Below are 22,635 nucleotides of genomic sequence, written 5' to 3'. Positions count from 1 at the left end.
GGCGCGGGACCGGGGCCCTGGTGGGCTTCGGTCCCGCGCCGTTGGTGGTGGACGGGGCGCGGCGCGCGGCCGGTCAGCCGGGCAGGATGCGGGTCAGCGGGCCGACCAGCGGCAGGGTGCGCAGCGCGCCGCCCTCGGTCAGCGGGTCGGTCAACAGCGCGGTGCTCACCGGCTTGAAGTCGGCGATCTGGGTGCCGACGGCGTTGGCCAGCGGGTCGACGTGGGTGTTGGCCAGCGGGTCCAGCTTGAGGTCCTTGATGGGGCCCAGGGCGTTGCCCGCGGAGTCCGTCACGGCGTGGGTGAGCGCGTGCGCCACGGCGCCGGTGTCCGACGAGGACGCCTGCGGGGTCGCGTTGTCGGACGCGGGGGCGGCCGCGCTCGCCGCCGCCGCGCCGCCCGTGACCGCGGCGCCGGCCGCGGAGATCACCAGCCCGGCGCGGAGCAGACCGCGGGGGATGCGGCTGGGCTTGGGACGTGCGTGGGAGGGCATGTGGGCCACCTGCCTGTGGTTCGGAAGCGGAGCGGAGGAGCGGGTCGTGCCACCGACTGCGCGAGCGGGACACTGCCACCGCGTAATCGTTTGACTGCGTAGCGTAGTTGAGCGGTAGCGGGGGTTCCACCTCGCGCGCCTGGGGTACCCCCCACGGCGCAATGCCCGACAATGAGTGCCCGTGACCTCCCACTTGCCCTCCCTCCCGCGTCCCGCCCGTGTCGTGCTGCTGACCGGACCGTCCGGCTCCGGGAAGACGTCCCTGGCCGCGCTGACCGGTCTGCCCGTGCTCAACCTCGACGACTTCTACAAGGACGGCACGGACCCGTCGTTGCCGCAGTTGCCGGACGGGGACGGCGCGGACTGGGACTCGCCGCTGTCCTGGGACGCGGGCGCCGCCGTCGCGGCCATCGCGGAGCTGTGCCGCACCGGCCGGACCGTGGTGCCGGAGTACGACATCGCGGCCAGCGCCCGGACCGGCTCCGCGGCGCTGACGCTCGACGGGGCGGCGCTGTTCATCGCGGAGGGCGTGTTCGCCGCCGACATCATCGAACGGTGCCGCCAGGAGGGGCTGTTGGCCGATGCGCTGTGCCTGCGCGGGCGGCCCACCACCACCTTCCGCCGGCGGCTGGCCCGGGACCTGCGCGAGGGCCGCAAGCCGCCGCTGTACCTGGTGCGGCGGGGGCTGCGGCTGCTGCGCAACGAGCGGACGATCGTGGCCCGGCACACCGGGCTCGGCGCCCATCCGTGCGCCAAGCCGGAGGCGTTGGACCGGATAGCGGCGGCGCGGACCCCGTGCCCGGTGGGGGCGGCGGGCCGGCCCTGAGGGAGCCGTCCGCGGGCGCCCGTCGACCGGCGCCGCGGGCGCGCACACAAAAGAGCGGGTTCGGACAAACCCCCCGGCCGTCCGAACCCGCTCGTTATCCCCCGTGTTCCCCCGTTTTCCCCTTGTTCCCCCTCGGGCTCTCCCCCCGGATCCCCCTCGGGCTTTCCCCCCGTCCTTCAGGCGACCAGTGCGCCGAAGGACTCCTCCTCGTCACGGCCGAAGCTGAGGACCTCGTCCTCGCGCAGCCGGCGCAGGGAGCGCCAGATGCTGGACTTCACCGTGCCGACACTGATGTTGAGGATGTCCGCGATCTCCGGGTCCGTGCGGCCCTCGTAGTAGCGCAGCACCAGCATGGTGCGCTGCGTCTCGGGCAGCCGGGCCAGCGCCTGCCACAGGACGGCGCGCAGCTCGGTGCCGCGCATCGCGTCCGCGTCGGTGGCGGTCTCGGGCAGTTCCTCGGTCGGGTACTCGTTGAGCCTGCGCCGGCGCCAGGCGCTGATGTGCAGGTTCGTCATGGTGCGGCGCAGATAGCCGCCGAGCGCGGCCTTGTCGCTGATCCGGTCCCACGCCCGGTAGGTCGAGAACAGGGCGCTCTGGAGCAGGTCCTCGGCCTCGTAGCGGTCGCCGGTCAGGTGGTACGCGGTGGCGTACAGGGAGGCGCGGCGCTCCTGGACGTAGGCGGTGAAGGCCGCTTCGGCCTCGGCCTCCTGCGTCGCGGTGCGCCGGTCCCCCGTCCCCCCGTACGCCGCTCCCCCGTTGGTTCCCCCGTCGGTGCTCTCCTGGCCCCCGTTTCCCCCGTTGGGCCCCTGAGCGGGGACCACCGTGGCGTCAATGGCCACCATGTAGGGCGGTCGTTGACGTCCGGTGCCGCGGGCACACCCCCGCACCCCCACAGCCCCGGACTTCTCCCCGGTCCGGATGTCGTGAAGGCGTGTGACGACTGCGCCGGAAGTAGTGCCGTGCAGAGTGTTCATCGCGCTGCCCCCCGTCGATCGAGCCGGTTCGTTCGGTGCTTCGCCGGTCGGGATCCCACCTCGGCGGTGTTGATCTCTCCCGGCTGACCAAAAGACTGCCAAGCCAGTTTCATCGCGTTGTCCGCCGTCTGTCACAGGCGTGTCACAGGGGTGAGTGCGGCCCGGCGCGGTGCCCTCGGGCCCGTCCGGGCGGCGCCGGTCGATCTCCCGGCGTCCCATGGGCCAGAATGGCCAGCGTGCCTTTCCTGTTGCTGATCGAGGACGACGACGCCATCCGCACGGCCCTCGAACTCTCGCTGTCCCGCCAGGGTCACCGCGTGATGACCGCGGCGACGGGCGAGGACGGCCTGAAACTGCTGCGCGAGCAGCGTCCGGACCTGATCGTGCTGGACGTGATGCTGCCGGGCATCGACGGCTTCGAGGTGTGCCGCCGGATCCGCCGCACGGACCAGTTGCCGATCATTCTGCTCACCGCGCGCAGCGACGACATCGACGTGGTGGTGGGCCTGGAGTCCGGCGCGGACGACTATGTCGTCAAGCCCGTGCAGGGCCGGGTGTTGGACGCCCGGATCCGCGCGGTGCTGCGGCGCGGGGAGCGGGAGTCCAGCGATTCGGCGACGTTCGGCTCGCTGGTGATCGACCGGTCAGCGATGACCGTCACCAAGAACGGTCAGGACCTCCAACTGACCCCGACCGAGCTGCGGTTGCTGCTGGAGCTGAGCCGCCGGCCCGGCCAGGCGCTGTCCCGGCAGCAGTTGCTGCGGCTGGTGTGGGAGCACGACTACCTCGGCGACTCGCGGCTGGTGGACGCCTGTGTGCAGCGGCTGCGCGCCAAGGTGGAGGACATCCCGTCCTCGCCGACGCTGATCCGTACGGTCCGCGGGGTCGGCTACCGGCTGGACGCGCCCCAGTGACGGCAGGGGGGACGGACGGCCAGGGCTCCGGGGAGGGGAAGCGGCGGACGGCGGCGGACGGCGGACGGCCGGTGCGGCTGCTGCGCCGGGTCGCGGGGGCGTTGCGGCTGACGAGCCTGCGGCTGCGGCTGGTCGTGGTGTTCGCGCTGGTGGCGCTGACCGCGGCGGTCTCGGCGTCCGGGATCGCGTACTGGCTGAACCGCAACACGGTCTTGGACCGCACACAGAACGCCGCCCTGAAGGACTTCCGCAAGTCGCTCCAGGACACCACCCGTTCGCTGCCGCTGCGCCCGCGCTGCTCCGAACTCCAGGACGCGGCCCGGCAGATGGCGGCCGGCCCGCAGAACTACACGGTGCTGCTGATCGGGCTGGACCGCGACGGCAAGGAGTGCGCGGCCACCACCAACAAGGACCTGCTGACCCTGGCGACGGTGCCGCACTCGCTGCGCAACGCGGTCGACCAGGTGCGCCCGGTCGACGAGAACAACCACTACGCGCACCATCTGTACTGGCAGCGCAACGAGGTCGGGGACGTGCCGTACCTCGTCGCCGGCGCGAAGGTGATCGGCGGCGGGCCGACCGGCTACATGATGAAGTCGCTGGCCACCGAGCGGCAGGACCTGACGTCGCTGGGCTGGTCGTTGGGGATCGCCACCGCGCTGGCGCTGGTCGGCTCGGCGCTGCTGGCGCAGGCCGCCGCGACGACGGTGCTGCGCCCGGTGCAGCGCCTCGGCTACGCGGCGCGGCAGTTGGGCGAGGGGCGGCTGGAGACCCGGCTGCGGGTGACCGGCACCGACGAACTGGCGGATCTGTCACGGACGTTCAACCGCACCGCGGAGCGGCTCCAGCAGCGGGTCGAGGAGCTGAGCGGGCGGGAGGCGGCGTCCCGCCGGTTCGTCGCCGACATGTCGCACGAGCTGCGCACCCCGCTGACCGCGATCACCGCGGTCACCGAGGTGCTGGAGGAGGAGGCCGACTCCCTCGACCCGATGATCGCGCCGGCCGTGCAGTTGGTGGTCAGCGAGACCCGGCGGCTGAACGACCTCGTGGAGAACCTCATGGAGGTCACCCGCTTCGACGCCGGGACGGCCCGGCTGGTGCTGGACGACGTCGACGTCGCCGACCAGGTGACCGCCTGCATCGACGCCCGGGCCTGGCTGGACGCGGTGGAACTGGACGCCGACCGCGGCATCGTGGCCCGTCTGGACCCGCGACGGCTGGACGTTATCCTGGCGAACCTGATCGGCAACGCCCTCAAGCACGGCGGCTCGCCGGTGCGGGTGTCGGTCCGTACGGAGCCGGGTCAGCCGGGCCAGCCGGGCCGACCCGCGGCGGGCGCGCCGGCCGGGGAAGCGGCCGAGGGCGCGGCGGCCGAGCCCGAGGGTGGCCAGTTGGTGATCCGGGTGCGGGATCACGGTCCGGGCATTCCGGAGGAGGTGCTGCCGCACGTCTTCGACCGCTTCTACAAGGCGAGCGCGTCCCGGCCGCGGTCGGAGGGCAGCGGCCTGGGCCTGTCGATCGCGCAGGAGAACGCGCACATCCACGGCGGCCGGATCAGCGCGGCCAACCACCCCGAGGGCGGCGCGGTCTTCACCCTGCGCCTGCCCATGGACGCCTCCCGGCTGGCCGACGACGCGGAGCGCACCGCCCGCGGTGAACGGCCGGCGGACGCCGGCGAGGGCACGGAGGACCGGCGGTGAATCGGCACTTCCGGTCCGGCGCGGTGCGGCGGGCCGCGGTGGTGGCCGCGCTGGCGCTGGCCGTCGCGGGCTGCGGCATCCGTGGCACGTCCGTCCCGGTGGACGCGGGCGGCGCGCCGTCCCGGGTGAGCTGCCAGGCCCCGGAGCAGATCGCGTCCCCGGGGGCGCCCGGGGAGCAGCGGGCGGCGGTGTATCTGGTGTGCGGTTCGACGCTGGTCCCGGTGGAGCGGTCGGTGACCCGGCCGAAGGCCACCCCGGGGGCCGCGGTCCGGCTGCCGGTGGCCCGCGCGCTGCTGGTCGAGCTCCAGAAGCCGCCGGCGGCCGACGAGGCCCGGGCGGGGTTCAGCACCGCGGTGCCCCGGTCGCTGCGGGTGGCCGGGCCGCGCGCGGGGGACGCGCCGGAGGCGCTGCGGCTGTCCGTCGAGCCGGACGACCTGCCGTCGTTCGCGCTGGCGCAACTGGTGTGCACCTACGGCCGGAGCGTGACACTGGGCCGGACCGGGGGCGCGCTGCTGGGCGGCCCGGGCGGGGCGGCGGCGCACCGCTTCGACTGCTCGCCGGACGTACTGGCCAATCCGGACATCGCACAGCACGCGGGCTGGGGCGACCCACAGGCCGCGGAGAGCTAGGGCGCTTCTGACGGGTCAGGGCGGACAGGCCGTGGGCCGCCGTCCCTTCCTGCGCGGAGATCCGTCAGCGGCGCCCCGGGAAGGGCCCGAGCGCTTCGGGCCAAGCCGGGCGCAACGGGGCGGAACCGCGGCCCCCGCTACCGGCGTCCTGGCCTGTGTGCAGCGTCATGGCCCCGGCACCACCGTCGCCCCCCGTTTGCGCGCCACCGGGTTTCTCCTGCTGGTGGCGCATCTGCTGATCGTCGGGTGGCTGATGTTGCGTCCCCGTACGGTGCCGTGGGTGCCGGCCGCCAATCTGACGCCGCTGGCGTCGATCAACGCCGAGCTGGCGCGGGGCGGTTGGCCTGCGGTGTGGCACCTGGGCGGGCCGGTGCTGCTGCTGGCACCGCTGGGGGTGTTGCTGCCGCTGGTCGGGGGCCGCCTGAACGTTTCCCCGCTGGCCTCGATGGCCCGTACGGTCTTCGGCGGCGCGATGATCTCGCTGACGATAGAGCTGTTGCAGAGCGGGGTGCCGGGCCAGGTGCCGGACGTCGACGCGGTGCTGCTGAACACGCTCGGGGTGGCGCTGGCGCACCTGCTGGTCGTTCCCGGGGCCCGGTGCCGACTCCGTCGCCGGGACGAGCGTCTCGGGGGTGCGACCCCGAGAATCTCCAGGGTCGGTCTGGCCCCGCAGGCTGACGTCTTCTCCGCCGGCCGGACCTACTTTTGAGGCATCGGGGCAACCGCCCCGCATCGTTCGAGAAGGAGTAGCCCGCAATGGCCGCCGCACTGGTCCGTCCCGCCAACAACCGCATGATCGCCGGTGTCTGCGCCGGCCTCGCCCGCCGCTTCGGGACCTCCCCGGCGACGATGCGGGTGATATTCGTGCTCTCCTGCCTGCTGCCCGGCCCGCAGTTCCTGGTGTACCTGGCGCTGTGGGTCCTCCTCCCCGCGGAGGGCAAGGGGCGCGACGCCGCGGCCTGGTAGCCCGCCGCCCCGGATGCGACGACGCCCCGGCCCCGCGCGGGATACCGCGCGCGGACCGGGGGCAGCACTGGGGGTGTCCCCTAGGGGAAGGGGAGGGGGCCGGTCAGCGGCCGAGGTGAATACCCTTGGTGATCTTGCTGGTGGGCAGGCCGCCGAGCAGCTTGTTGCCCTTGGACGTCACCTTGGTCTTGGGCTTGACGCCGTTGCCGTCGTCCTCGTTCTGGGTCGCCCCGGAGAGGGTCTTGGTGGCGTCCTTCACCGGCAGGCTGCGCAGCACGCCGTTGGCGTTGAGCGAGTCGCCCCCGGGAGCGGCCGAGGCGACGCCCGCGGCGGAGGCGGCGATGGCGGCGCCGAGCGCAACGGCACCAAGAGTCTTGATGGTTCCCTGCTTCATTGCATTACGTCCTCGTGATGGGGGTTAGACCGACTAGGAAACCTAGTGATTCCGCCACCACCGCCGCAAACACTCACGGCGCGCCGAAAACGGCCGGTGGACAATCCACCGGCCGTTGCGCTAGGCGCCGCTAATGGCGTTCACTCTGCGTCAGATTCCCTGCTGGGGGCGGGAGTTGTGGCCGTCTGACGAAACAGCCACTCGGAGCGCAATTCCGCGTATCCGGGCTTGATGACGTCATTGATCATGGCCAGACGTTCATCGAAAGGAAGGAAAGCGGACTTCATACCATTGACCGTGAACCACTGCATGTCGTCGAGCGTGTAGCGGAATGTGCGGACCAGGTGCTCGAATTCCCGGGACATGCTCGTACCGCTCATGAGGCGGTTGTCGGTGTTGACGGTGCAGCGGAACTGGAGCCGGCGCAGCAGGCCGATGGGGTGCTCCGCATAGGAAGCGGCGGCGCCGGTCTGGAGGTTGGAGGTGGGGCACAGCTCCAGCGGGACGCGCTTGTCGCGGACGTAGGAGGCGAGCCGGCCGAGGGTGACCGAGCCGTCGTCGGCGACCTCGATGTCGTCGATGATGCGCACGCCGTGGCCGAGCCGGTCGGCGCCGCACCACTGGAGCGCCTGCCAGATGGACGGCAGGCCGAATGCCTCGCCGGCGTGGATGGTGAAGTGGTTGTTCTCCCGCTTGAGGTACTCGAAGGCGTCGAGGTGGCGGGTGGGCGGGTAGCCGGCCTCGGCGCCCGCGATGTCGAAGCCGACCACGCCCAAGTCGCGGTAGCGGTTGGCGAGTTCGGCGATCTCCAGGGCACGGGCGGCGTGCCGCATCGCGGTCAGCAGCGCGCCGACGCGGATGCGGTGGCCGCCCACGCGCGCCCGCCGCTCGCCCTCCCGGAAGCCCTCGTTGACGGCCTCGACGACCTCTTCGAGGCTGAGCCCGGACTCCAGGTGCTGCTCGGGCGCGTACCGGATCTCGGCGTAGACGACGCCGTCGGCGGCCAGGTCCTCGGCGCACTCGGCGGCGACCCGGAACAGCGCCTCGCGGGTCTGCATGACGGCGCAGGTGTGCGCGAAGGTCTCCAGATACCGTTCCAGCGAACCGGAGTCGGCGGCCTCCCGGAACCAGGTCCCCAGCTTCTCGGGGTCGGTCTCGGGCAGCCCCCCGTAGCCGGTGTCCCGGGCCAGCTCGACGACGGTGGCGGGGCGCAGCCCGCCGTCGAGGTGGTCGTGGAGCAGCACCTTGGGGGCGCGACGGATCTGTTCGGGCGTGGGCAGATTGCTGAACTCGCTCGTCATTGCCGCACTGTAGCCCCTACGCGCGTAGAGCTCGCCGAACGATACGCAACAGTGACCCGTCCACAGGGTGGACAGGACGCCGCGTTCTGCCATCGTTCTCCTCGTGACTCAGCAAGCACTGCCGGTGCGCGAGGCCCGGCTAGGAAAGCCGCTGGGAGCGGGCGGCACGGACCGGACGGTGAACGCCGTCGCCCTCCTCCTGCCCGGATGCGGGCCGACCGGGCTGCGCCGGCCGTCGCCCGTACGGGCCCTGACCGCCCGCCCGTTGGCCGCCCGGCTGGCGCGGGCCGGCCGCCCCGAGGGGCTGGCCGCCCATGTGGTGCACTACCGCTGCCGCGGCTGGAACGGCCCCGAGGCCCATCCGGCGCGGGACGCGACCTGGGCGCTGGACGAGGTGGTGCGCCGCTACGGCGACGTGCCGGTCGCGCTGGTCGGCACCGGCCGGGGCGCCCGCGCCGCCCTGCACGCCGCCGGCCACCCGGCCGTCCACGCCGTGCTGGCCCTCGCCCCCTGGCTCCCCGACCCCCGCCAGCACGGCACCGACCCCGAGCCGGTGAAGCAACTGGTCGGCCGCCAGGTGCTGTTGGTGCACGGCACCAACGACGAACGGGTCGACCCCGACCTCTCCTACCGCTACGCCCAACGCGCCAAGAAGATCAACCGCGACACCTGCCGCTTCGAGGTGCACTCCGACGGCCACTCCCTCCACCAACACCGCTCCGAAGTCCACGCCCTCGCCACCGACTTCCTCCTCGGCGCCCTCTTCACCCACGCCTACGCCCGCCCGGTCAAGGACGCCCTGGCCGCTCCCCCACCCCTGGGGCTACGGATGCCGCTGGCATCGGGATTCGGGGCGTCGTTGCGGCACTGAGGGGCCTCCCTGCCTTTCCCGTCACGAGGCCAACCCGGGTTGCCTGTAGTTGACTTGGGGATGCCACAACTGCGGCGGGCGTCCGCGCCCGCCGCCCCGTCCCGCGCCCGGCTCACGACAGCAGTTGCCCCCGCCGCCCCAGCAGGAACTTCTTGAAGGCGGCGACCGGGGGCGTGTCGACCCGGCCGTCGAGCCAGGCGACGCCGATCTCGCGGACGGCGCGCGGGGCGGTGACGGTCAGTTCGGCAACGCCGGGGCGGGGGACGGCGGGTGGCGGCAGGAGGGCGACGCCCAGGCCGGCGGCGACCAGGCCGCGCAGGGTCTCGGCCTCCTCGCCCTCGAAGGCGACGCGCGGGGTGAAACCGGCCTCGGCGCACAGGGCGTCGGTGATCCGGCGCAGGCCGTAGCCCGGTTCGAGGGTGACGAAGAGTTCGCCGGCCGCCTCCGCCAGGCGGATCCGTTTGCGGCCGGCCAGCGGGTGGTCGTCCGGGACGACCAGACGGAGCTTCTGCTCGTCGAGGCGGCGGGCGACCAGGTCCGGGTAGTCCGGCACCGGGGAGGTCAGGCAGAGGTCGAGGTCGCCGGCGCGGAGGCGTTCGATCATCGCCTCGCCGTAGTTCTGGACGAGTTGGAAGCGGATGCCGGGGTGGTCGGCGCGGAAGCTGCGGATCAGGCCGGGGACGGTCTCGGAGCCGAGGGTGTGCAGGAAGCCGAAGGCGACCTTGCCGGCGGCCGGGTCGGCGTCGGCGCGGAGGGTGTCGGTGGCCCGCTCCAGGTCGAGCAGCGCGCGCTCGGCGGCGGCCCGGAAGGCGTGGCCGGCCGGGGTGAGGGAGAGCGTGCGGCCGTGCCGGGCGAACAGTGTCACCCCCAGGTCGCCCTCCAGGCGCACCAGGGCGCGGCTGAGGGTGGGCTGGGGCATGCCGAGCTCCTGGGCGGCGCGGGTGACGTGCTCGTGCCGGGCGACGGCGGCGAACTGGGCGAGCCGCGGGACGAGGGTCATGGCCCAGGAGTCGGGACCCAGCCCGGCCGGTTCGGGGGCGGCCTGTGGGGCGCTGCGGAGGCGTTCCGGAATGTCTTTTCTGTTGCGAGCTTGCGACAGAGACGTACGTGAGCTGGGATCATGTGCCACAGCATCGATTATGGCGTTTTCATGCATTGGACGCATGAGGCGTGTGGGTTCTACGTTCGCGGCATGCCTCCCGCTGATACCGGGGCGTCCGTCACCGACCGTGCGGACGCCTCTCCCCCGTCGTCCACCGACTCCTCTCCCTCCTCCGCCGCGGCCGACCCCGAGTCCGACAAGCTGCGGCCGGGCGGCCCCGGCTACCGCCGGATGAGCCTCGCCCTCTTCGCCGCGGGTGTGGCCACCTTCGCCCTGCTGTACTCCACGCAGGCGCTGCTGCCGGCGATCTCCGCCGACCTCAACGTGGCGGCGGACCGGGCCAGTTGGACCGTCTCCGCGGCCACCTTCGGACTGGCCCTCGGCGTGATCCCGCTGAGCGCGCTCTCCGAGCGGTTCGGCCGCCGCACCCTGATGACGGCCTCGCTCACCGTCGCCGCGGCGATCGCCCTGCTGGTGCCGTTCGCCCCCTCCCTCGACGCGCTGATCGCACTGCGCGCCGTCCAGGGCGTGGCACTGGCCGGACTGCCCGCCTCCGCGATGGCGTTCCTGGCGGAGGAGGTGCGCGCGAAGGCGCTGGTGGCGGCGATCGGCCTGTTCGTGGCCGGCAACAGCATCGGCGGGATGTCCGGGCGGATCGTCACCGGCTGGGTGGCCCAGGCGTGGGGCTGGCGGGCCGCGCTCGGTGCGGTGGGCGTGCTGGCCGTGGTGTGCGCGGTGGCGTTCCGGCTGCTGGTGCCCAAGGCCCGGCACTTCGCGGCGCGTTCGGTGGGACCGCGGGCGCTGGCCCGCACCCTCGGCGGTCACCTCGCCGACCCGCTCCTGCGCCGCCTGTACGCCATCGGCGCCCTGTTCATGACGGTCTTCGGCGCGGTCTACACGGTGATCGGCTACCGCCTGGTCGCCGAGCCGTTCAACCTGCCGCAGGGCATCGTCGGTTCGATCTTCGTCATCTACCTGGTCGGCACGGTCTCCTCGGCCGCGGCCGGGAAGCTGGTCGGCCGGGTCGGCCGGCGCGGCGCGCTCTACCTGGCCGTGGGCACCACCGCCGCGGGCCTGCTGCTCACCCTGATCGCGTCGGTGGCCGCGGTGTTGGCGGGCCTGGTCCTGATCACCGCGGGCTTCTTCGCGGGCCACGCGGTCGCCTCGTCCTCGGTGAGCCGCACCGCCAAGACCGCCCGGGCGCAGGCGTCCGCGCTGTACCAGTGCGCGTACTACCTCGGCAGCAGCCTGGGCGGCGCGCTCGGCGCCGCGGCCTTCCACGCCGCGGGCTGGTCCGGCACCGTCCTGCTCGGCCTGGCCGCGATGGTCGCCGCCGCCGGCATCACCCTCTACGCCACCCGCAAGGCGATGGCCGCCCGCCGCCTCCCGCCCCTGAGCAAGGCCGCGTAACACCCCGGCCCCCGAACCGAAGGGCCCGCCCCACCACCTGTCCTGGTGGGGCGGGTTCTTCGTCTTCTTCACGCCCTTCGTCACCCGGCCCGCGGCCGGACACACGGCGTTCGCGATCAAGCACCGCGCGCGGCGCCGACCGGCCACACCACGTCAACGGGCAGTCCCGCACTCCGAGCCTGTTCGACCGTGTCCGCGGTCCCGCCTCCCTTGCCCGAGGGCGGGGTGCCGTCCCACACGGCCACGAGCCGATCGGCGCGCTCGAGCAGTTCGCCATTGGCGGCCTCGTACGCCTGCCGGTTGGCGATGTCGTAAGGCATGGCCACGACGTCGGCGTCGGCAGCAAGGCGATCAAAAGTCGGCGCATGGTCAGGCTTGACCTTGCCCCGGCGGTAGTCCCGTGAAGGGAGGATGACGACGAGGCGCCCACCGGCTTCGACGACAGCCTCGGCGAACAGCGTGTCAGCACCACGGGCAAGACAGGTGATGCCGACCAACTCTTCCTCGGTGTACGCGCGCAGAAGCTCCTGCATGGCTCCTCGCACGAGCGGCACCGTGCTCGGGGTCAGGTCCATGTGGCCGGTTACGGCGATGGTGGTCATGGCAGGGGTTCCTTCATCACCGAATGCAGACGAGCATTCCGCCAAGGCAGTTGATCTCGAAGGTTCCTGACCTTTCCATGTGTTCGACCACGATCTCCCGAGCTCGTTCAACCGTTTCCTCGAAAGGTACGGAGTGTTGATGCGCCCATGCCCGATACGACTTCAGGTGGGCGACGACCGGCTCAGGGCTGCGTACGGTGATAGTGCCTGGCAACGTGGTCGTCTCGACGCTCCCGAAGCAGGAGCCGAGCAGACCCACCGCCTTTTCCAGGGAAAACCTGGCGCTGAGGGAAATCCGCGCCGGCCCCTTCTCCACGCCGAGAACGTCCCCCGCCGCGCGCTCCCACAAGCGGTTCAGCTCCGACTTGTCCCGTTCACTGTTCGTGGAGACGATCACCTTCCCGCCCGGCTTGACGACTCGGGAAAGTTCGCCGATGGCGGCCGGGATGTCTTCGACGTGGTAGAGCATGTGCAGAGCCAGCACGGCGTCAACACTCGACGAGAGCAAGGGAAGTCGAACGGCATCGGCCACTGCTACCGGTCCGGGAACATCGGACAGAATGCCGGAAGAGATATCAAGGCCAAGAAGTCGAAGGTCGGTCCGGTCCTGCCGCAGGCGCGCGAGGAACTTGCCATTACCGCAGCCAATATCGACGACCATGCCGTGCGTGTGCTGTAGCTGCTCAACGACAATTCCCGGCAGATCATAGTGCGGTTGCTGCCATTGATAGAGGGACTGCCGCGCGGCGAGATCCTTGTCGGTTCGGTACGCACTGCCGGTCAGGATCGCACGATCGGTTACGGCGGCGCCGTGCTCGGCGGGAAGGTCGGTCACGTCAGCGGCTCCGGTCGGTCAGCGGCAGGCAACACTGCAGGAGGCGCAGTGCTCATGATGCGCTCGCGTAGTTGAGCGATCCGCGGCGATCCACGGTACTGCGCGGCGCCCAGTTCACGGGCGAGAACGTCAAGCCGGTTGAGGATGCTGGCAGAAAGCTGCTCCGGTCCTGAGTCGAGTACGGCGACCAGGACGGCCTCGGCGCCGTCCAGGTCGCCGGCGAGCATGCGCCCGCGAACAAGGTCTAGGTGCGCGGCGAGCAGATCAAAGGTCGATCGGTCATCAGCCGCTGCTTCACGGTAGAGGTCGACTGCGGATTCGGCGCATTCAATCGCCCTTCGCACATTCCGAGCACCTCCGATGGCGAGATGGGTTGTACCGGCGTAGGTCAGCTGTTTGGCCGCGGGGAAGCCAAAGATCCCAGGCATTTCTTCCCGCGCACGCATGGCATCCCTGGCACGCTCCGCAGCCGCCAGTGCCACACTCGCCTCATGCGCATTTCCGGCGACGGCAAGTGCGCGAGCCTCAAGGCTGGCGAGACGCACCCCCACACTGCCGCATGATGCGTGATCCCGTCCTTGCTGGGCGAGTTCCGCGGCCCGTTGAGGTTTTCCGTCCCAAAAGGCGATGAGCGATTCAACCGACCTCACCCATGCCCGCATCTCGTTATGGCCGACGGCTTCGGCGCACGACCAAGCAGTGCGAGCGTGCGTAGCCGCCGACTCGTAGTCACCCATGTCCAGGCAGACGTGTGCTGACAACCCACATAGCTTGCTCGCCGTCACTAAGAGGTCGCTTGTCTGCCTTGGGTGTTGCCGCCCTCTCAACAAGTCAAAGGTCTCGTTACGCAGGTCACGGATCTCGCCGTATAGCTCTTCCCAAGGGCGACTGACGAAATTTCGGGCGAGGCGGACAGCGTCCGCGTCGAGTTGTTCGACCGTCGTCGCCGTGGCGTTCCGCGATGCCAAGAACCGCGCAAACTTCGCTGAATCGACGGCATCGGCAGCAAGTGCAGGCGGCGATGGCGAACTGGGCGTTTCCCGCCCGGTGACCACCGCCGAGCCCTGCGCCGGCACTGCCGGCAGGCGCTCCCCTCTCTGACGGCGGCGGCTGGCTGCGTGCGCACGATCCAGTTCCGCCCGGTCCACACCGAAAACCTGGGCCAAGATCCCCCGTGTCCGGGAGTTCGGCAAGCGCTGTTCACGCTCGTACCTGCCGATCTCCTTGCCCGTCAGCCTCGGTACTGCACTGCCCTCAACGGCGTTGAACTCGGCTGCGATCTGAGCCTGCGTCACGGATCCGCGTCCCCTGCGCAACCGGACGAGCAACTCGCCGATACCCGACTCGCCCATACCGCTCCCTGTAGAAGTGCACTGGTCCCCATAGTGGCCTCCCTATTGGCCCCCTCGCAGGCTCCCGACCCGAACGGGCTACGGCAGTTAGCTGGAGCCATGCCGTCACAAACCTGCACCGTCGTCCCCATCAGCGCGCGCTCGACGCCTGACGGGCTGATCACCGCCGTCGAAGACGACTACCTCATCGCACCGTTGCGCCTTCCACCGGCGCCCGAAGACGAGCGCGGACGCGGGCTGCTCCTTCTCGGCCTGCTCACCGATTCCTGCGGCAACAGTGCCGCCCACCGCGGGGCGAAAGACGTCTGGTGCTGCCTCAGGCCCGTGTCACCGGGCGGCGGTTCTCGTCAACCCGCGTCACGACGAAGTGCATCGCATCCCAACGAGATCGGAGCCGGGGAATGAAGACTCCGCCGGAAGCCGTGCCCAGCCTGCCGAAGCGGGAACGGATCGCTACGGAGACGATCGCTGCAACCATCCGCCGGGCATTGCACTTCGGGGCCGGTCGTCCCACGCCGAGGGAACTGGCCGAGGTGGAGCAACTTCTCCGTAGTCACATCGCGGTGCTTCTCACGGAGGTTCGAGCGGCCGCTCCTCCTCAGAACCCGTTGGTTGCCGAGGAATGCCAGATGGCCAGCCGCTGCAAGGGAATTGAGCAGCGTATGGCGGAAGGGCACGCTCACGGCTCGCTGGCCGCCCATGTTCAGGTGCACCTGCTGGCCCGGGACTGTCAGTGGTTACTCGCCCACTACACCGCGAGGGCGGGCTGGTGAAGAACAGGCGTGCGTCGGTGGCGCGGCCCGCGGCCACGATGCCGACCCTGCTCCGGCAAACAGCCCACGCGCCACACCGCGACGCCTGACGCACCCGACGAGCACACCACAAACCCCCGCCCCGGCCGGCGATTTCCTTGGCCGGAGGTCCGGCCGGGACGGGTTTCGGGCCTCATCAGGAGGCCCCTGCCAGTGCACGCCGACGCGGGGACGGACCCCGCGTCGCTCACGCACCAGGAGGTGCAGCATGCGATATCGGTTCGGTCCGGTCAAGGCCGGTGGTGGCGACGAGGACGACGGTCAGGGCGGCAATCCGTCCGGCGGTTGCGGCGACGGCGACGGCTGCGGGCGCCAGTAGCGCTCCTCGTCGGTGACAAGACGGCCCTCGATCGCTCGATCCGGGGCCGTCCCCATCTGTCCCATCTGGAGGACTCCTTGAGCGTGCACTTCCACGGATACACCTGGGTCGGGTCGGGGTCGGAGTACGGCACCGACACACTGCGGCGCCCGGGTAATCCGCAGTTCGCCTCCGTGCCAGTGGTCCCTTTGGAACCGGCCAACTGGCTACTCAAGAACGCCTCGTTGGTGAAGGGAACGTTCCACGATGCCGGCGAGGCGGCCGCATGGTTCGGCAAGCAGCTCGCCGACTACGCCGACCGTTTCGACGGATTCCACGCGAAGGACCCCGGAACCATCCAGGCGCAGGTGAACAGCGCGCGGGAAACGGTGGACCAGGGCCGTGATGTCGTCGGAGGGTGGTGGATCAATGGGGGCACCACCTTCTATGCCGTGCATCTGATCGCCTGCCCGAACTTCTTCCGACCGGAGCATCCGTGCCCGAAGCGGATGCGTTGACCGTCGACGTCCATAGAGCTCAACGGCCCGTCCCGCTGGCCGACTTGGTGGGACGGGCCGCGAGATGCGTCAGTCGACGACCGCAAAGACTCCCGTGTCCACGGTGAGGTCGAAAGGCGCCGGGAGGGTCAGCTCATCGCCGAACTTCACGGCCTGGAGGACTCGGTACTCCTCGTCCGCCAGTTCGCCGTAGAGCGTGATGACCGGCTCGTCGGGTGCCCAGAGGTCGATCAGTAGGTACAGCGGGACTCCCGCGGAGGCGTACCCGGTGCGTTTCTCCACCCGGCCGTGGCGCGCGGAGGTCTTCGAGGTGATCTCAACGGCCAATTCGACCGCGGCGGCGGGGATGAGGCGGCCCGCGCCGCGGAGTGCGGCCTCGGGGGCCACCACAAGGTTGGGGACATAGAGCCCGTGGCGGGCAGGGAGGGCGACGGCGAGCTTCTGGTATGCGCCTCGGTCTTCCGGGAGCACCGCATAGAGCGCCCTGCTGAGCTCGGCGGCGATCACGTTCTGGTGGACGTCGCGCGGCGGGGCGACGGTGACGATGCCGTCCACGACCTCCACCATGCAGCCGGGCGGGGCGTCCGTGTCCGTCCAGAGGCGGACCAGGGCGTCCCACTCCCGCCCGGCCAACGGATAGTGGTCTGAGGTGAGTTGCTTCACGGCGGGCTCCTCTCAGCGGGACCCGACCGATTGCACCATGCCGAACGGGACCGGCGCCGGTCCACCGATCCCGTTCACCCGAATGGGAAAACCGCACGTCAGCCGATCCGCCCCAGCACCACCGGCCGCGCCTCGAACGTCGCGTGCGACGGGCCGATCTCCACCCCGCCGTCCAGGGCCCGGAGGGCGTAGTCGAACTTTTCCGGGGTGTCGGTGTGGAGGGTGAGGAGGGGCTGGCCGGCGGTGACGTGGTCGCCGGGCTTGGCGTGGAGTTCGATGCCGGCGCCGGCCTGGACCGGGTCTTCCTTGCGGGCGCGGCCGGCGCCCAGGCGCCAGGCGGCGAGGCCGACGGCGTAGGCGTCGAGAGTCGTCAGGACGCCGGTCCGCTCGGCGGTGACGACGTGCTGTTCGCGGGCCACGGGGAGCACCGCGTCGGGGTCGCCGCCCTGGGCGGTGATCATGCGGCGCCAGTGGTCCATGGCGGAGCCGTCGGCGAGGGCCTTGGCCGGGTCGGCGTCCTTCAGGCCGGCCGCGTCGAGCATTTCGCGGGCGAGGGCCACGGTGAGGTCGATGACGTCCTGGGGGCCGCCGCCGGCCAACACCTCGACGGATTCGCGGACTTCGAGGGCGTTGCCGGCGGTCAGGCCGAGGGGGGTGGACATGTCGGTGAGGAGCGCGACCGTCTTGACGCCGTGGTCGGTGCCCAACCCGACCATGGTGGAGGCGAGTTCGCGGGCGTCGTCGAGGTGCTTCATGAAGGCGCCGGAGCCGACCTTGACGTCCAGGACGAGGGAGCCGGTGCCCTCGGCGATCTTCTTGGACATGATCGAGGAGGCGATGAGGGGGATGGACTCCACGGTGCCGGTGACGTCGCGGAGCGCGTAGAGCTTCTTGTCGGCGGGGGCGAGGCCGTCGCCGGCGGCGCAGATGACCGAGCCGACGGTGCGCAGGACGTCGAGCATCTCGGCGTTGGAGAGCTGGGCGCGCCAGCCGGGGATGGATTCGAGCTTGTCGAGGGTGCCGCCGGTGTGGCCGAGGCCGCGGCCGGAGAGCTGCGGGACGGCGGCGCCGCAGGCGGCGACCAGCGGGGCGAGCGGGAGGGTGATCTTGTCGCCGACGCCGCCGGTGGAGTGCTTGTCGGCGGTGGGGCGGGTCAGGGAGGAGAAGTCCATCCGCTCGCCGGAGGCGATCATGGCGGCGGTCCAACGGGCGATCTCCGTGCGGTTCATGCCGTTGAGGAAGATCGCCATCGCCAGGGACGACATCTGTTCGTGGGCGACCTCGCCGCGGGTGTAGGCGTCGATGACCCAGTCGATCTGTTCCGGGGTCAGCTCACCGCGGTCGCGCTTGGTACGGATGACGGAGATGACGTCCATGGGCGGGTTCCTTTCGAACGGGCGGGTCGAGAACGGGTGGGTCCCGTTCTCACCGCCTCCCGTTCTACACGCATAGATGCGGCGACGGCCAGAACGGGCGGCGGGCGGCGCCGCCCGCCGTCAACGGGCCAGGTGACCGGGGCCAAAAGCGTCCGGGAGCAGGTCGGAGAGCGGGCGGATGCCGGCGGCGGTGTCCACCAGCAGCTCGGGGCCGCCGTGTTCGTGCAGGAGCTGTCGGCAGCGGCCGCACGGGACGAGCAGGTGGCCCGCGCCGTCGACGCAGGTGAAGGCGGTCAGTCGGCCGCCACCGCCGGCGAACAGGGCGGAGATCAGGCCGCATTCGGCGCAGAGGGCGAGGCCGTAGGAGGCGTTCTCGACGTTGCAGCCGGTGATCGTGCGGCCGTCGTCCACCAGGGCGGCGGCGCCGACCGGATAGCCGGAATAGGGGGCGTAGGCCCGGGACATCGCGTCCCGGGCCCGTTCCCGCAGTGCGGTCCAGTCGACCGGCACGTCGTGCGTCATGCGGTGCGTACTTTCTCGTGGTGGTGCGGGGTCAGTGGCCCTGGCCGCGGCGGTAGGGCTTGCCGATCGCCTTCGGGGACCGCAGGCGTTGCGAGAAGAGCGCCAGGACCAGCAGCGTAGCGAGGTAGGGGCTGGCCTCGACCAGTTCCAGCGGGACGCTGTCGGAAAGCGCGTACCAGATCAGCAGGACGGCGGCGGCCGCCCCGGCGACGGCGGCCTGGGCCCGCTTGGCGGCGCGCAGCCGCACCAGCGCCAGGCCGGCGAGCAGCGCGGCCAGGCCCAGCAGCAGGGCGTGCACGGTCGGGCCGCCGCTGCGCAGCTGCATGGCGTCCATGAAGCCGAACAGGCCGGCGCCCAGGGCGACTCCGCCGGGCCGCCAGTTGCCGAAGATCATGGTGGCCAGGCCGATGTAGCCGCGGCCGCCGGTCTGGCCGTCCTGGTAGAAGTGCACGCTGATCGCCAGGAAGGCGCCGCCGAGGCCGGCCAGCGCGCCGGAGACCACCACCGCCGCGTACTTGTACGCGGCGACGTTGACGCCCAGGCTCTCGGCGGAGAGCGGGGCCTCGCCGCAGGACCGCAGCCGCAGGCCGAAGGCGGTGCGCCAGAGGAGGAAGAAGGTGCCGACGAAGAGGGCGATGGTGAGCAGGGTGAGCCAGGAGACGTTGGTGACGGCGGCGCCGAGGACGCCGGCGAGGTCGGAGACCAGGAACCAGTGGTGGCCCTCGATGCCGTTGAGCCAGTCGGCCAGGCCCGGGACGGTGAAGGTGGGCATGTCGGCCATCGGCGGGGACTGCTTGTCGTTGCCGCCGGCGTGCATCGCGGCGCTGCCCTCCTGACCGAACCAGAGGGTGGCCAGGTACTGGGTGGCGCCCAGCGCAAGGATGTTGAGGGCGACGCCGGAGACGATGTGGTCGACGCCGAAGGTGACGGTGGCGACGGCGTGCACCAGGCCGCCGAGCGCGCCGCCGACGATGCCGGCCGCGGCCGCGACCCAGGGGCCGTGCTGCCAGCCCGCCCAGCCGGCCGCGAACGAGCCGAGCATCATCATGCCTTCGAGCCCGATGTTGATCACGCCGGACCGCTCGGCCCACAGGCCGCCCAGACCGGCCAGCCCGATCGGCACCGCGGCGCTCAGCGCCGCCCCGAACTGGCCGGCGGAGGTGAGGTCCCCGGCGCCGCTGACGGCCCGCAGGGCGGAGAGCGCGACCAGCGCGCCGGCGACGATCAGCAGGATCCAGGGGTAGGTCAGCTTCCGCTTCCCGCCGCCGGCGCCCAGGGCCACGGACCGCGCCGCGGACTTGAGTTCGGTACTCACGCCGTCACCTCCGGCTTGTCACTGGCGTCGGTGCCGGTGCGGGCCAGTACGGCCAACTCCTCGCCGACCTTGCGCTGTTGGAGGCGGAGCCCGTAGCGGCGCACGACCTCGTAGGCGATGACGACGCAGAGCACGATCACGCCCTGGATGACGCCGACGATCTCCTGGGCGTAGCCCTCGAATTCGAGCCGGGAGCCGGTGCGGTCGAGGAACGCCCACAGCAGGGCGCCGAACGCCATGCCGACGGGGTGGTTGCGGCCGAGCAGCGCGATGGCGATGCCGGTGAAGCCGATGCCGGCCGGGAAGTCGGTGCCGTACTGGAACGATTCGCCGAGCAGGGTGGGCATGCCGACCAGGCCGGCGGCGGCGCCGGACAGCAGCATGGAGATGACCACCATCCGCTTGACGCTGACGCCGCTGGCCTCGGCGGCCGGCTCGGAGGCGCCCACCGCCCGCAGGTCGAAGCCGAAGCGGGTGCGGTTGATCAGGAACCAGTACAGGGCGCCGGCGACCACCGCAACCACCACAAAGCCCTCGACCGGCTTGGGGTGCGTGGAGAAGGAGAAGAAGTGGCTGGACTCCGGCAGGAACTTGGTGTGCAGGAGGTTGCCGTCCTTGATGGCGAGCCGGCCGTCCTGGAGGAAGTAGCCGATCACCGAGGCCGCGATGGAGTTCAGCATGATCGTGGTGATCACCTCGCTGACCCCGCGGGTGGTCTTGAGCAGGCCCGCGATGCCGGACCAGACCGCGCCCACCAGCATCGCGATGACGATGAGCAGGATGATCTGGAGGGCGCCGGGCAGGGCGACGGCGCCACCGACGGCGGCCGCGGCGAAGGCCGCCAGCCGGTACTGCCCGTCGACGCCGATGTTGAAGAGGTTCATCCGGAAGCCGATGGCCACCGCGAGCGCCGAAAGGTAGTACGGCACCGCCTTGTTGATGATCCAGACCTGGCTGTCGCTGTAGTGGCCGTAGTCGGCCATGATCCCGTAGGCCCGGAACGGGCTCTCGCCGGAGGCCAGGAAGACCAGCGAACTGATCACCATCGCGGCGACGATGGCGAGCACCGGCGCGGCGATGGCCAGCAGGACCTTGTCCCGGGTGGCGCTTCGCGCGAGGGCGTCAACGGCGGCCTTCTGCCCGCCCGTTGGCGCGGGGGTGGTCGTGCTCACTTCTGCGCACCCCCTTGTGCGGCGTCGTCCGACGCGCTGAGGTGGCCGCTGGCGGCACCGGTCATGGCGGAGCCCAACTCCTCCGGGGTGATCACGGCGGGGTCCGCGTCCGCGACCAGCCGGCCCCGGTACATCACCCGCAGAGTGTCGGACAGGCCGATCAGCTCGTCCAGGTCGGCAGAGATCAGCAGGACCGCCAGGCCCTCCCGGCGCGCGGCGCGGATCTGCTCCCAGATCTGCGCCTGCGCGCCGACGTCGACCCCGCGGGTGGGGTGGGCGGCGATCAGGAGCTTGGGGTGGTGGCTCATCTCCCGGCCGACGATCAGCTTCTGCTGGTTGCCGCCGGAGAGCGAGGCCGCGGTGACCTCGATGCCGGGGGTGCGCACGTCGTACTCGGCGACGATCCGCTCGGTGTCCGCGCGGGCGCCGGCCAGGTCCAGCAACGTGCCCTTGCTGTTGGGGCGCTCGGTGACGTGGCCGAGGATGCGGTTCTCCCACAGGGGGGCGTCCAGCAGCAGGCCGTGCCGGTGGCGGTCCTCGGGGATGTAGCCGATGCCGCCCTCGCGGCGGGCCCGGGTGGTGGCGCGGGAGAGGTCGGCGCCGTCCAGGGTGATCGTCCCGCGGTCGGGCGTGCGGGTGCCCATGACGGCCTCGACCAACTCGGCCTGCCCGTTGCCCTCGACGCCGGCGATGCCCAGCACCTCGCCCTTGTGGATGGTGAACGAGATGCCGTCCAGCACCGTGCGGACGCCGCCGCCTTCGTCGGTGGCGGACAGCTGCACGTCCTCGACCCGCAGCATCTCCTCGTCGGTGACGGTGGATTCGCGGGTTTCCGGCGACGGCAGTTCGCTGCCGACCATCAACTCGGCGAGCTGCTTGGGGGTGGTGGCGGCCGGCTCGACGGACGCCACCGTGGTGCCGCGCCGGATGACGGTGATGTCGTCGGCGACCGAGAGCACCTCGCCCAGCTTGTGGGAGATGAAGAGGACGGTCAGGCCCTCGGACTTGAGCTCGCGGAGGTTGTCGAAGAGCGCCTCGACCTCCTGCGGGACCAGGACCGCGGTCGGCTCGTCGAGGATCAGCGTGCGGGCGCCGCGGTAGAGCACCTTGAGGATCTCCACCCGCTGCCGGTCGGCGACGCCGAGGTCCTCGACGAGCACGTCGGGGCGGATGTTCAGCCCGTAGGCGTCGGAGATCTCCCGTATCCGGGCGCGGGCGCCGGCGCCGATGCCGTGCAGCTTCTCCGCGCCGAGGACGGTGTTCTCCAGCACGGTGAGGTTGTCGGCGAGCATGAAGTGCTGGTGCACCATGCCGATGCCGCGGGCGATGGCGTCGCCCGGGGAGTGCAGGGTGACCTGTTCGCCGTCGAGCGCGATGGTGCCCTCGTCCGGCTTCTGCATGCCGTAGAGGATCTTCATCAGGGTCGACTTGCCGGCGCCGTTCTCGCCGCACAGGGCGTGGACGGTGCCGCGGCGGACGGCGAGGTGGATGTCGTGGTTGGCCACGACGCCGGGGAACCTCTTGGTGATCCCGCGGAGTTCTACAGCAGGGGCGTCCTGGCCGGGCGGGCTGCTGCTGGTGGGCGCTGCGTTG

General features: G+C 71.4%; 25 protein-coding genes. 11 read left to right on the top strand and 14 right to left on the bottom strand.

All coding sequences use genetic code 11. The annotated features are described in order from the left end of the window. Positions 1-73: 73 nt before the first annotated feature. Positions 74-490, bottom strand: a complete 417-nt coding sequence (locus ACFVFQ_RS28475) for a hypothetical protein (protein ID WP_383421174.1) — start codon at positions 488-490, stop codon at positions 74-76. Between the two features lie 181 nt (positions 491-671). Here ACFVFQ_RS28475 and ACFVFQ_RS28470 point away from each other — a divergent pair, with 181 nt between their 5' ends. Then, a complete protein-coding gene (locus ACFVFQ_RS28470) occupies positions 672-1,316 on the top strand; it encodes an ATP-binding protein (RefSeq protein ID WP_383421171.1) in 645 nt (214 codons plus the stop codon). Between the two features lie 176 nt (positions 1,317-1,492). Here the strand turns inward: ACFVFQ_RS28470 and ACFVFQ_RS28465 are convergent, their stop codons facing one another. Further along, positions 1,493-2,290: a SigE family RNA polymerase sigma factor gene (locus tag ACFVFQ_RS28465; protein WP_383421168.1), complete on the bottom strand. Its 798-nt coding sequence runs from the start codon at positions 2,288-2,290 to the stop codon at positions 1,493-1,495. 236 nt (positions 2,291-2,526) lie between these two features. Here ACFVFQ_RS28465 and afsQ1 point away from each other — a divergent pair, with 236 nt between their 5' ends. The 5 genes from afsQ1 (at position 2,527) to ACFVFQ_RS28440 (ending at position 6,499) form a co-directional block, all read left to right on the top strand. Beyond that, complete coding sequence (afsQ1, locus tag ACFVFQ_RS28460; protein WP_383421165.1) at positions 2,527-3,204, top strand: two-component system response regulator AfsQ1; 678 nt, start codon at positions 2,527-2,529, stop codon at positions 3,202-3,204. Next, a complete protein-coding gene (locus ACFVFQ_RS28455) occupies positions 3,201-4,904 on the top strand; it encodes a sensor histidine kinase (RefSeq protein ID WP_383421162.1) in 1,704 nt (567 codons plus the stop codon). Before afsQ1 ends, ACFVFQ_RS28455 begins: the two co-directional genes overlap by 4 nt. Next, on the top strand, positions 4,901-5,533 hold the full coding sequence (locus tag ACFVFQ_RS28450; RefSeq protein ID WP_383421159.1) for a hypothetical protein: 633 nt from the start codon (positions 4,901-4,903) through the stop codon (positions 5,531-5,533). Before ACFVFQ_RS28455 ends, ACFVFQ_RS28450 begins: the two co-directional genes overlap by 4 nt. A gap of 157 nt (positions 5,534-5,690) precedes the next feature. Next, positions 5,691-6,242 carry a VanZ family protein gene (locus ACFVFQ_RS28445; RefSeq protein ID WP_383421156.1) on the top strand — a complete coding sequence of 184 codons (552 nt, stop codon included), beginning with the start codon at positions 5,691-5,693 and terminating at the stop codon, positions 6,240-6,242. Between the two features lie 47 nt (positions 6,243-6,289). Further along, a complete protein-coding gene (locus tag ACFVFQ_RS28440; RefSeq protein WP_383421153.1) occupies positions 6,290-6,499 on the top strand; it encodes a PspC domain-containing protein in 210 nt (69 codons plus the stop codon). Between the two features lie 103 nt (positions 6,500-6,602). On the opposite strand, the gene ACFVFQ_RS28435 is transcribed toward ACFVFQ_RS28440, so the two are convergent. Both ACFVFQ_RS28435 and ACFVFQ_RS28430 read right to left on the bottom strand, forming a co-directional pair. Next, the gene (locus ACFVFQ_RS28435) at positions 6,603-6,893 is read right to left on the bottom strand and encodes a hypothetical protein (protein ID WP_383421150.1); all 291 of its coding nucleotides are present in this window, start codon (positions 6,891-6,893) and stop codon (positions 6,603-6,605) included. A 140-nt stretch (positions 6,894-7,033) separates the two neighbouring features. Continuing rightward, positions 7,034-8,194 carry an adenosine deaminase gene (locus ACFVFQ_RS28430; protein WP_383421147.1) on the bottom strand — a complete coding sequence of 387 codons (1,161 nt, stop codon included), beginning with the start codon at positions 8,192-8,194 and terminating at the stop codon, positions 7,034-7,036. A gap of 103 nt (positions 8,195-8,297) precedes the next feature. Here ACFVFQ_RS28430 and ACFVFQ_RS28425 point away from each other — a divergent pair, with 103 nt between their 5' ends. Next, entirely contained in the window at positions 8,298-9,065 is a 768-nt protein-coding gene (locus tag ACFVFQ_RS28425) for an alpha/beta hydrolase (protein ID WP_383421144.1), read from the top strand. Between the two features lie 112 nt (positions 9,066-9,177). On the opposite strand, the gene ACFVFQ_RS28420 is transcribed toward ACFVFQ_RS28425, so the two are convergent. Further along, the gene (locus ACFVFQ_RS28420) at positions 9,178-10,065 is read right to left on the bottom strand and encodes a LysR family transcriptional regulator (protein WP_383421139.1); all 888 of its coding nucleotides are present in this window, start codon (positions 10,063-10,065) and stop codon (positions 9,178-9,180) included. A gap of 192 nt (positions 10,066-10,257) precedes the next feature. Here ACFVFQ_RS28420 and ACFVFQ_RS28415 point away from each other — a divergent pair, with 192 nt between their 5' ends. Next, positions 10,258-11,577 (top strand): MFS transporter, encoded by a 1,320-nt coding sequence (locus ACFVFQ_RS28415; RefSeq protein ID WP_383421136.1) that lies wholly within the window; start codon positions 10,258-10,260, stop codon positions 11,575-11,577. Positions 11,578-11,693: 116 nt separating this feature from the next. On the opposite strand, the gene ACFVFQ_RS28410 is transcribed toward ACFVFQ_RS28415, so the two are convergent. From ACFVFQ_RS28410 to ACFVFQ_RS28400, 3 genes are read right to left on the bottom strand one after another with little or no spacing between them, the layout of a single operon-like run. Continuing rightward, complete coding sequence (locus ACFVFQ_RS28410) at positions 11,694-12,179, bottom strand: hypothetical protein (protein WP_383421133.1); 486 nt, start codon at positions 12,177-12,179, stop codon at positions 11,694-11,696. A gap of 16 nt (positions 12,180-12,195) precedes the next feature. After that, complete coding sequence (locus ACFVFQ_RS28405; RefSeq protein WP_383421130.1) at positions 12,196-13,014, bottom strand: class I SAM-dependent methyltransferase; 819 nt, start codon at positions 13,012-13,014, stop codon at positions 12,196-12,198. Continuing rightward, positions 13,011-14,309, bottom strand: coding sequence for an XRE family transcriptional regulator (locus tag ACFVFQ_RS28400; RefSeq protein WP_383421127.1), 1,299 nt, complete (start codon positions 14,307-14,309; stop codon positions 13,011-13,013). The genes ACFVFQ_RS28405 and ACFVFQ_RS28400 overlap by 4 nt, the downstream gene beginning before the upstream one ends. A gap of 156 nt (positions 14,310-14,465) precedes the next feature. On the opposite strand from ACFVFQ_RS28400, the gene ACFVFQ_RS28395 reads away from it, so the two are divergent. From ACFVFQ_RS28395 to ACFVFQ_RS28385, 3 genes are all read left to right on the top strand, one after another. Further along, the gene (locus ACFVFQ_RS28395; RefSeq protein ID WP_383421124.1) at positions 14,466-14,771 is read left to right on the top strand and encodes a hypothetical protein; all 306 of its coding nucleotides are present in this window, start codon (positions 14,466-14,468) and stop codon (positions 14,769-14,771) included. Continuing rightward, the gene (locus ACFVFQ_RS28390; protein WP_383421121.1) at positions 14,768-15,139 is read left to right on the top strand and encodes a DUF6415 family natural product biosynthesis protein; all 372 of its coding nucleotides are present in this window, start codon (positions 14,768-14,770) and stop codon (positions 15,137-15,139) included. The genes ACFVFQ_RS28395 and ACFVFQ_RS28390 overlap by 4 nt, the downstream gene beginning before the upstream one ends. Before the next feature lie 441 nt (positions 15,140-15,580). Beyond that, positions 15,581-15,994 (top strand): hypothetical protein, encoded by a 414-nt coding sequence (locus ACFVFQ_RS28385; RefSeq protein WP_383421286.1) that lies wholly within the window; start codon positions 15,581-15,583, stop codon positions 15,992-15,994. Between the two features lie 69 nt (positions 15,995-16,063). On the opposite strand, the gene ACFVFQ_RS28380 is transcribed toward ACFVFQ_RS28385, so the two are convergent. The 6 genes from ACFVFQ_RS28380 to ACFVFQ_RS28355 all read right to left on the bottom strand — a co-directional run bounded on the left by ACFVFQ_RS28380 (position 16,064) and on the right by ACFVFQ_RS28355 (position 22,547). Further along, complete coding sequence (locus ACFVFQ_RS28380; RefSeq protein WP_383421118.1) at positions 16,064-16,657, bottom strand: Uma2 family endonuclease; 594 nt, start codon at positions 16,655-16,657, stop codon at positions 16,064-16,066. Positions 16,658-16,755: 98 nt separating this feature from the next. Further along, the gene (locus tag ACFVFQ_RS28375) at positions 16,756-18,033 is read right to left on the bottom strand and encodes a thymidine phosphorylase (RefSeq protein ID WP_383421115.1); all 1,278 of its coding nucleotides are present in this window, start codon (positions 18,031-18,033) and stop codon (positions 16,756-16,758) included. A gap of 120 nt (positions 18,034-18,153) precedes the next feature. Then, the gene (locus ACFVFQ_RS28370; RefSeq protein WP_383421112.1) at positions 18,154-18,555 is read right to left on the bottom strand and encodes a cytidine deaminase; all 402 of its coding nucleotides are present in this window, start codon (positions 18,553-18,555) and stop codon (positions 18,154-18,156) included. 31 nt (positions 18,556-18,586) lie between these two features. Continuing rightward, entirely contained in the window at positions 18,587-19,870 is a 1,284-nt protein-coding gene (locus ACFVFQ_RS28365; RefSeq protein ID WP_383421109.1) for an ABC transporter permease, read from the bottom strand. Beyond that, positions 19,867-21,042, bottom strand: coding sequence for an ABC transporter permease (locus ACFVFQ_RS28360; protein ID WP_383421106.1), 1,176 nt, complete (start codon positions 21,040-21,042; stop codon positions 19,867-19,869). The genes ACFVFQ_RS28365 and ACFVFQ_RS28360 overlap by 4 nt, the downstream gene beginning before the upstream one ends. Next, positions 21,039-22,547 (bottom strand): ABC transporter ATP-binding protein, encoded by a 1,509-nt coding sequence (locus tag ACFVFQ_RS28355; RefSeq protein WP_383421103.1) that lies wholly within the window; start codon positions 22,545-22,547, stop codon positions 21,039-21,041. Before ACFVFQ_RS28355 ends, ACFVFQ_RS28360 begins: the two co-directional genes overlap by 4 nt. Positions 22,548-22,635 lie beyond the last annotated feature (88 nt).

The sequence above is a fragment of the Streptomyces sp. NPDC057743 genome (genome assembly GCF_042798755.1).
GTDB lineage: Bacteria > Actinomycetota > Actinomycetes > Streptomycetales > Streptomycetaceae > Streptomyces.
Note: the sequence above shows the minus strand (reverse complement) of the source record. Positions and strands in the feature narration are given on the sequence as shown.

Bases quoted from the DNA above. Each gene is read 5' to 3' on its own strand.
- ACFVFQ_RS28475 (WP_383421174.1), bottom strand. From the start codon at position 490: ATGCCCTCCCACGCACGTCCCAAGCCCAGCCGCATCCCCCGCGGTCTG.
- ACFVFQ_RS28465 (WP_383421168.1), bottom strand. From the start codon at position 2,290: ATGAACACTCTGCACGGCACTACTTCCGGCGCAGTCGTCACACGCCTT.
- ACFVFQ_RS28440 (WP_383421153.1), top strand. From the start codon at position 6,290: ATGGCCGCCGCACTGGTCCGTCCCGCCAACAACCGCATGATCGCCGGT.
- ACFVFQ_RS28435 (WP_383421150.1), bottom strand. From the start codon at position 6,893: ATGAAGCAGGGAACCATCAAGACTCTTGGTGCCGTTGCGCTCGGCGCC.
- ACFVFQ_RS28430 (WP_383421147.1), bottom strand. From the start codon at position 8,194: ATGACGAGCGAGTTCAGCAATCTGCCCACGCCCGAACAGATCCGTCGC.
- ACFVFQ_RS28420 (WP_383421139.1), bottom strand. From the start codon at position 10,065: ATGACCCTCGTCCCGCGGCTCGCCCAGTTCGCCGCCGTCGCCCGGCAC.
- ACFVFQ_RS28415 (WP_383421136.1), top strand. From the start codon at position 10,258: ATGCCTCCCGCTGATACCGGGGCGTCCGTCACCGACCGTGCGGACGCC.
- ACFVFQ_RS28410 (WP_383421133.1), bottom strand. From the start codon at position 12,179: ATGACCACCATCGCCGTAACCGGCCACATGGACCTGACCCCGAGCACG.
- ACFVFQ_RS28395 (WP_383421124.1), top strand. From the start codon at position 14,466: ATGCCGTCACAAACCTGCACCGTCGTCCCCATCAGCGCGCGCTCGACG.
- ACFVFQ_RS28390 (WP_383421121.1), top strand. From the start codon at position 14,768: ATGAAGACTCCGCCGGAAGCCGTGCCCAGCCTGCCGAAGCGGGAACGG.
- ACFVFQ_RS28375 (WP_383421115.1), bottom strand. From the start codon at position 18,033: ATGGACGTCATCTCCGTCATCCGTACCAAGCGCGACCGCGGTGAGCTG.
- ACFVFQ_RS28370 (WP_383421112.1), bottom strand. From the start codon at position 18,555: ATGACGCACGACGTGCCGGTCGACTGGACCGCACTGCGGGAACGGGCC.